Source organism: Mesorhizobium sp. M7A.F.Ca.AU.001.01.1.1 (assembly GCF_004022735.1).
Lineage (GTDB): Bacteria > Pseudomonadota > Alphaproteobacteria > Rhizobiales > Rhizobiaceae > Mesorhizobium > Mesorhizobium ciceri.
In genome coordinates, this window is sequence record NZ_RZPF01000315.1 from 1 (window position 1) to 7,058 (window position 7,058).

Below are 7,058 nucleotides of genomic sequence, written 5' to 3' on the forward strand. Positions count from 1 at the left end.
GAACAGGTGGCGCGAGACATGATCGCGGTGCGCATCGGCCCCGACATGCGCATGGCGGTGGTCGGCTCGCCAGCCTATTTCGCTACCCGACCAAAGCCGCGCACGCCGCAGAACCTGACCACCCACAATTGCATCAATCTGCGGCTGCCCACCTATGGCGGGCTCTATGCCTGGGAGTTCGAGAAGGCCGGACGCGAGCTGAAGGTTCGGGTCGAAGGCCAGCTTGTGTTCAACACGGCCGCTCTGCGCATGAACGCGGTGCTCGCCGGCCTCGGCCTTGCCTATCTGCCTGAGGAGCAGGTGACGGCCCATCTGGCCAACGGCCGGCTGGTGCGTGTGCTCGCCGACTGGTGCGGGCCCTTCCCCGGCTACCATCTCTATTACCCCAGCCGCCGGCAAGCCACGCCGGCCTTCTCGCTGCTGGTCGACGCGCTGCGCTACCGGGGCAAGGAGTAAGTCGGTGAGCAGCTTCCACCCGGCTTTGACTCGCCGCCGCCTGCGGTGACTATCCCCGGAAATGGTCGCGGAACCATTTCCGCGGCACCGCGTTCACTGCGGTTAACTGGAACTCCTATACGTGGCGCAAGTGACGAAAACCTCGAGCTCGACCTTTGATCTGCCCCACCAAATCCTCGATAATCTTCCCGTAGCAATCTACACCACCGACACCGAAGGCAAGATCACCTATTTCAATCGGGCCGCGGCAGATTTCGCTGGGCGCGAACCCGAGCTCGGAAAAGACCAATGGTGTGTGACGCACAAGCTGTTCACGACCGACGGTGAAGTGTTGCCGCATGACCAATGCCCGATGGCTGTCGCGCTAAAGGAGAACCGGCCGGTCAGAAACCAGTCGGCTATCTCCCAACGCCCGGACGGCACGCGTGTGCCGTTCCTTCCCTATCCCACACCGCTTCATGACGAGCAGGGCAGACTGGTCGGCGCCGTCAATATGCTGTTCGATCTCACTGACCGCCATCATGCCGACGAGGCCAGGCATCATCTGTCAGCCATCGTGGAGTCTTCCTTCGATGCCATCGTCAGCAAGGATTTGAACGGAGTCATCAGGAGCTGGAACTCAGCCGCCCAACGTCTGTTCGGTTACACCGCCGACGAAGCAATCGGAAGGTCGGTAACTATGCTGATACCGGACGACCATTTGGACGAAGAGCCGCGCATATTGGAGCGCATCCGCAAAGGCGAGCAGGTCGAGACCTACGAAACCATCCGCCGCCGCAAGGACGGCAGCCTTGTGCCCGTATCCCTGACAATCTCGCCGGTGCGCAACGCCGTCGGGCAGATCGTCGGCGCCTCGAAGATCGCCCGCGACATATCAGTAGCCAAGGAGAACGAATATCGCATCCGCATGCTGATGCGCGAGGTCAACCACCGGGTGAAGAACCAGTATTCCGTCATCATCTCGATGATCCGGGAGACCAGCAAGCGGTCATCGACGCCGGCCCAGTTCGAACGTCAGGTGCGCGAGCGCATCATGGCGTTGTCGCTCTCGCATGACCTTCTGGTTTCCGGCGACTGGAAGGGCGCCACGATCTTCGAACTGCTGCTTGCGCAGGCCAAACCGTTCGGCAACGAGGAGCGGATCTCAATGTCGGGCCCTTCCCTGACGCTGAGCCCCAATGCCGTCCAGTACCTCGGCATAGCGTTTCATGAACTCGCGACCAATTCCGCTAAATACGGCGTCCTTTCGGCCGCAGAGGGAACGATAACGGTGCAATGGAAGGTAACCGGACTGGTCGGCCAGAAACAGTTCCAGCTGATCTGGAAAGAGAGAGATGGTCCTGAAGTACAGACGATCGGCCATGGTGGTTTCGGCAGCGTGGTGCTGCGGCGCGTCGCTCCAGCCGCGGTGAGCGGCACCGGTGTTCTCGAGCATGATAGCCACGGTGTCACCTGGACGCTGCAAGCACCGTTGACCCAACTTGAGGCCTCGGTTGACAGCGAGCACGTTGATCAGCGTGCGTTGGACCAGGTGATGAGCGGACACGAATTCGGAATTGTTCCCTGAACTTGGGCACTGGCAACAGGACTACGGCCCGCTATGTGTTGCTTTTATTGTACGTCCTGGCCTTCAGCCCTGTCGCAATATGGCGGGCATCAGCACCGGAGCCATCGCCGTGACCGTGACCGACCTCTATCGAGGCTACATCGCCTGCCTCAACAATCAGGACTGGCAGAAGCTGCATCGCTTCGTTCATGACGAGGTGCACTACAATGGCGACCGCGTCGGACTGTCGGGTTACCAGGACATGCTGGAGCGCGATTTTCGGGAAATCCCAGACCTCTATTTCGATATCCAGTTGCTGATCGCCGAACCGCCGTTCCTAGCCAGCCGGCTTCAGTTCAACTGCACGCCGAAGGGAACCTTCTTCGGGCTCCCTATAAACGGCAGGAAGGTGTCCTTCAGCGAGAACGTCTTCTATGAATTCCTCGACGACCGGATCAGGAACGTCTGGTCGGTGATCGACAAGGCCGCGATCGAGGCGCAGCTTTAATCCAGGTCGCCCAGAAAGCGACGTCTGCGCGGCAGCGCCCGTGGATCGTTCGTAAAAATCGATCATTCTAACGAAAATAATTCGTTGGAAAGATTGGTTTAGGAATGGCATTCTCCCGGCATACTCGCCTGGAGCATTGCATTGTCTTCCGTTTCCCACTTCGCGAACGATATTCCAAAAAGCGCGTTTCCTGCCGATGTCGCGCAAGGGCGAAAATCCCTTAGCTGGAATGGCATCGTCCCCGGCATCGTGCTGGTCACGATGATCACTGCCGTCGCCTTCTCGGCGCGCAATGTTTCCGGCTTCGCGCTGTTCAGTCCAATGATCCTCGCCGTCGTCGCCGGCATGATCTACTCCAACGTGCTCGGCACGCCCGTGCACGCCAAAGCCGGTATCGCATTCTCGCAAAAGCGCCTGTTGCGCTTCGCCATCGTGCTGCTCGGCTTCCAGCTGACGCTCGGCCAGGTGGTCTCGATCGGCGCTGGCGGCGTCGGCATTGTCGCGGCGACGCTTGGCGCCACCTTCGTTTTCACCATCACGCTTGGCCGGCTGATCGGCGTCGACGCCAAGCTGGCGCAGTTGATCGCCGCCGGCACCTCGATCTGCGGCGCTTCGGCCATCGTCGCCACCAACATCGTCACCGATGCGCGCGACGAGGACGTCACCTACGCCGTCGCCTCGATCACCTTGTTCGGCACCGTCGCCATGCTCGGCTTCCCACTCATGGCGCCCATGCTCGGCCTCGACCAGCACGCTTTCGGCCTGTGGGCCGGCGCCTCGATCCACGAGGTGGCGCAAGTCATCGGCGCCGGCTTTCAGAACGGCACCCAGTCCGGCGAGATCGCCACCGTCGCCAAGCTGACCCGCGTCGCCATGCTGGCGCCGATGGTCGTCGCGCTCGGCCTGATGGCGCGCGGCAGGAGCAGCAGTGAGGTGGCGGCGCGGCCGCCCATGCCGTGGTTCGTCGCCGCCTTCGTCGCTGTCGTGGCGTTGAACAGCTTGGTCACGGTGCCCACCGAGATGAAATCGGCAATGGCGCTCGCCACCACCATCATGCTGACCATGGGCCTGGCCGCCATGGGCCTGCAGGCCGACATCTCTCAGCTGCGCTCGCGCGGCCTGCGCCCGCTGGCGCTCGCCTTCTCGGCCTTCCTGTTCATCGGCTGCTTCAGCCTGATGCTGGTGAAGTTCGCCTGAGCTTGATCGCCGGCACGCAGACGGCACAAGCGAGTTTGGGAATCAAATCACATCGGCTACGGTCTGCCGCGCATCAACACGCGAGCCCGCACCCGATCCATGCCGTTTGTTCCCTTACCCTTCGTCGTCGCCCTGTCGCTGTTCATCCTGCTTTGGGTCGTCGCCAGCCGCCAGGATGAGGCAGCACCGAACCTGCCGTTTCTCGCCCTGATCCTTGTTGCAGCGTTGCAATCGGTGCTCACCGGACTGCGCTGGGGCTATGGCATCAGCGAAGTCGGCTATATCGCCCCCGTATCCGCCGCGATCATGCCGTCTCTGCTCTACGCCGGCGTATCGAGCCTGGTTCGCACCAGCGACCGCCGGTGGCCGGCCCTGCTGGGGCTCCACGCGACACCCGCGGTCATCATCATCATGCTGATAATCTTTTGGCGCGAGGCGATCGACGTGGCGCTGACATCAATCGATTTCACCTACGCCGCCGCCATTCTCTGGCTGCTTCGCTCCGGCGCCGACGGGCTTCGCCTTGCGCCCTTCGACGGCGCGGTCCCGGTCTACAGGGCCATCCTTTTCGCGGCAGCTACGCTGTGCCTGTCGGGAGCCGTCGACATGCTGGTGTCCTTCGATCTGGCGTCGGGACATGGCGCTCGCGCGGCAACCGTGATCGGCATCGGCAATCTTTTCATGCTCGTCATTGTCGGCATGGCGGCGGCTGCGGCCAGCCAAAGCCATGTCCCGCTCAATGCCGCCGAGCCCGTCGAGACTTCGTCCCCACCCGACGCCGGCGAGAACGCCGATGCGATCGCCAGGGTCAACGAGTTGATGCAGGAGAAAAAACTATATCGCGACGCCAATCTCAACCTCAACCGGCTTGCCCGGCGCGCCGGAATTCCAGCACGGCAGATCTCAATGGCGATCAACCGGGCCACGGCCAGGAACGTCTCGCAATATGTCAACGGACACCGCATCACCGAGGCCTGCCGGCTGCTGAGCGAGACCGATCAGTCCGTGACGGAGATCATGTTTGCGGTCGGCTTCCAGACCAAGTCGAACTTCAACCGCGAATTCCGCCGCGTCACCGATATGACCCCGCTCGCCTGGCGGGACCGGAACGCGCCTGACGCGGCGCCCTCGCTTGCGAACCGGCGGGCGGCTGAAATCGGCAGCGCCGTTCCGCACTGAACGGTACTCAATCGCGATAAAGCACGTCCTTGATCGCGATCAAGGTCGCGGACTTCGCTCCGATCCGCTGACATTGGGTCGCTAACACTGCAATCGAACATGACCGCCAGCTTGCCCGGACGCTGTAGCCTCCGGCCTTGCCACCTATAGGGCGCGTTCGACAACGGAGATTTCAATGAAATTCTGGACTATGCTCTGCGCCGTCGCTGTTTCCACGGCGCTCATGCAACACCCCGCAGACGCCGGCGACAATGTCGGCGTTCGTCAGTTCCCTGCCCCATCCAAGGAGCGCGGCATCGATCTCGATGTGACGGTCTGGTATCCCGCGCAACCGGGCGGCGAGATGGTTATATCAGGCGACACCGCGCTTTTCGCCGGAACGGCCGCCATGCGCGATGCGCCTATCGCTGGCGGAAAATTCCCGCTTATCCTGCTTTCGCATGGCGCTGGCCTGGCGGGAACCCCACACGCCCTGAGCTGGATTGCAACGCCTCTGGCCAGGCAGGGATTCGTCGTCGCCGCTCCCACACACCCGGGAAATACGGGGAAAAACAGATCCGCCGCCGAGACGATGAAACTCTGGTTGCGGCCCGCCGATCTCACGGCTGCCCTGACCGCGACGGCGAAGGACGCTTTCTTCGCAGGGCACCTCGAACAAGGCAAAGTAGGCGTCCTCGGTCTTTCCATGGGCGGCAACACGGCGCTGGCGATAGCCGGTGCCCGCATCGATCCGAAATTGCTGGCGGCCTATTGCGATACGGACCTGCTCAATGCCTCGCTCTGCGACTGGGTCAGGCAAAGCGGCGTCGATCTTCACGCCATGGATTTGCAGGCCGCCGGTCGGGACAACCGGGATGAGCGCATTCATTTCGCCATGGCGATCGATCCTGCCCCATCCGATGTCTTCGATGTCAAAAGCTTTGCCGGTATCAAAATTCCGGTCGCTATCGTCAATCTTGGCCGACCAGGAAAGATTCCCGTGACCGCCGACGCATCCGAGATCGCAAAAGCAATTTCAAAGGCGAGCTATGCGACGATCGCGGATGCGAGCCACTACAGCATGTTCGGCGAATGTAAGCCCGGCGCTGCCGGCATCATTGCGGCCGAACAGATCGGCGACCCGGTTTGCGATGACGGTGGAGCACGATCGCGCGGTGATATTCACGCGCAACTGATCGACATGACGATTGCAGCTTTCAATCGCGCGCTGAAGACCGAGCCGTAGGACGCAGCTCAGTCCTCGAACGAACTCGCCGCGGCATAGATCGCCGCCAGCGTCTCGATGCCGGCCTGGTCGGCCTTGTCGAAGCGGCCGGGCAGCGGGCTGTCGAGATCGAGCACGCCGAAGACGCCTTCATCGTCCTCGAGCAGCACCACCAGTTCCGAGCGCGAATCGGCATCGCAGGCGATGTGGCCGGGAAAATCATGCACGTCCTTGATCAGCATCGAGGTGCCGAGTTCGACCGCCGTTCCGCACACGCCCTTGCCGACGGCGATGCGCACACAGGCCGGCTTGCCCTGGAAAGGCCCGAGCACCATTTCCTCGTCCGACTGCAGGAAATAGAAACCGGCCCAGTTGAGGTCCGGCACCATCTGGAAGATGAGTGCTGCGGTGTTGGCGGCGTTGGCGATCGAATCGCGCTCACCCTCGAGCAGCGCCTTCAATTGGGTGGCGAGGTCGCGGTAGAACGCGGGCTTGTCTGAGGTGTCGATGGCCTTGGCCGCAAACATGAACGTGTCTCCGTGTCGGGGATGGCGGTTCGTCCGATCGCTTGCCAAAGTCCGGCGAGCTCCGCAACCAGACGGCCGCCTGGACAGTCTAGCGTGGATTGCGTCCCCTTCGAAAGCCGCAAGATCATGATTGCCTCCCGGGACTGAGCCGGGCGACTGCGTAAACTTTGCGATGATCATCTTGAGAATCGTAGCGGCCCCGATCGGGGCCGCCATTCACATCTCCAACAGATCGGACAAATCCTGGGTTTTAGTAGCCGCCCATGCCGCCACCGCCGCCACCCGCAGGTGCTGCATCCTTGGCCGGAACGTCGGTGATCATCGCTTCGGCGGTGATCAGAAGGGCTGCGATCGAGCCGGCATCCTGGAGTGCGGTGCGCACCACTTTCGCCGGATCGACGATGCCTGCCTTGATCATGTCGACATAGACCTCGTTCTGGG

General features: G+C 62.0%; 7 protein-coding genes and 1 pseudogene. 6 read left to right on the top strand and 2 right to left on the bottom strand.

Annotation, left to right across the window (positions count from 1 at the left end):
* The 6 genes from EN884_RS19445 to EN884_RS19470 all read left to right on the top strand — a co-directional run.
* The coding region (locus EN884_RS19445; protein ID WP_245491950.1) for a LysR substrate-binding domain-containing protein at positions 1 to 456 on the top strand (456 nt) is incomplete at its 5' end.
* Between the two features lie 121 nt (positions 457 to 577).
* Positions 578 to 2,023: a PAS domain S-box protein gene (locus EN884_RS19450; protein WP_013530540.1), complete on the top strand. Its 1,446-nt coding sequence runs from the start codon at positions 578 to 580 to the stop codon at positions 2,021 to 2,023.
* 109 nt (positions 2,024 to 2,132) lie between these two features.
* Entirely contained in the window at positions 2,133 to 2,510 is a 378-nt protein-coding gene (locus tag EN884_RS19455; protein WP_024501791.1) for an ester cyclase, read from the top strand.
* Between the two features lie 141 nt (positions 2,511 to 2,651).
* Positions 2,652 to 3,707: a YeiH family protein gene (locus EN884_RS19460; RefSeq protein ID WP_063168664.1), complete on the top strand. Its 1,056-nt coding sequence runs from the start codon at positions 2,652 to 2,654 to the stop codon at positions 3,705 to 3,707.
* A gap of 99 nt (positions 3,708 to 3,806) precedes the next feature.
* On the top strand, positions 3,807 to 4,886 hold the full coding sequence (locus EN884_RS19465) for an AraC family transcriptional regulator (protein ID WP_063168665.1): 1,080 nt from the start codon (positions 3,807 to 3,809) through the stop codon (positions 4,884 to 4,886).
* 175 nt (positions 4,887 to 5,061) lie between these two features.
* Complete coding sequence (locus EN884_RS19470) at positions 5,062 to 6,111, top strand: dienelactone hydrolase (protein WP_063168666.1); 1,050 nt, start codon at positions 5,062 to 5,064, stop codon at positions 6,109 to 6,111.
* Between the two features lie 8 nt (positions 6,112 to 6,119).
* On the opposite strand, the gene EN884_RS19475 is transcribed toward EN884_RS19470, so the two are convergent.
* Complete coding sequence (locus EN884_RS19475) at positions 6,120 to 6,617, bottom strand: GAF domain-containing protein (RefSeq protein ID WP_063168667.1); 498 nt, start codon at positions 6,615 to 6,617, stop codon at positions 6,120 to 6,122.
* Between the two features lie 250 nt (positions 6,618 to 6,867).
* Positions 6,868 to 7,058: pseudogene (groEL, locus tag EN884_RS19480) on the bottom strand (chaperonin GroEL); the annotation flags it as partial.

Coding starts and splice junctions, on each gene's coding strand:
- EN884_RS19465 (WP_063168665.1), top strand. CDS start 3,807: ATGCCGTTTGTTCCCTTACCCTTCGTCGTCGCCCTGTCGCTGTTCATC.
- EN884_RS19470 (WP_063168666.1), top strand. CDS start 5,062: ATGAAATTCTGGACTATGCTCTGCGCCGTCGCTGTTTCCACGGCGCTC.
- EN884_RS19475 (WP_063168667.1), bottom strand. CDS start 6,617: ATGTTTGCGGCCAAGGCCATCGACACCTCAGACAAGCCCGCGTTCTAC.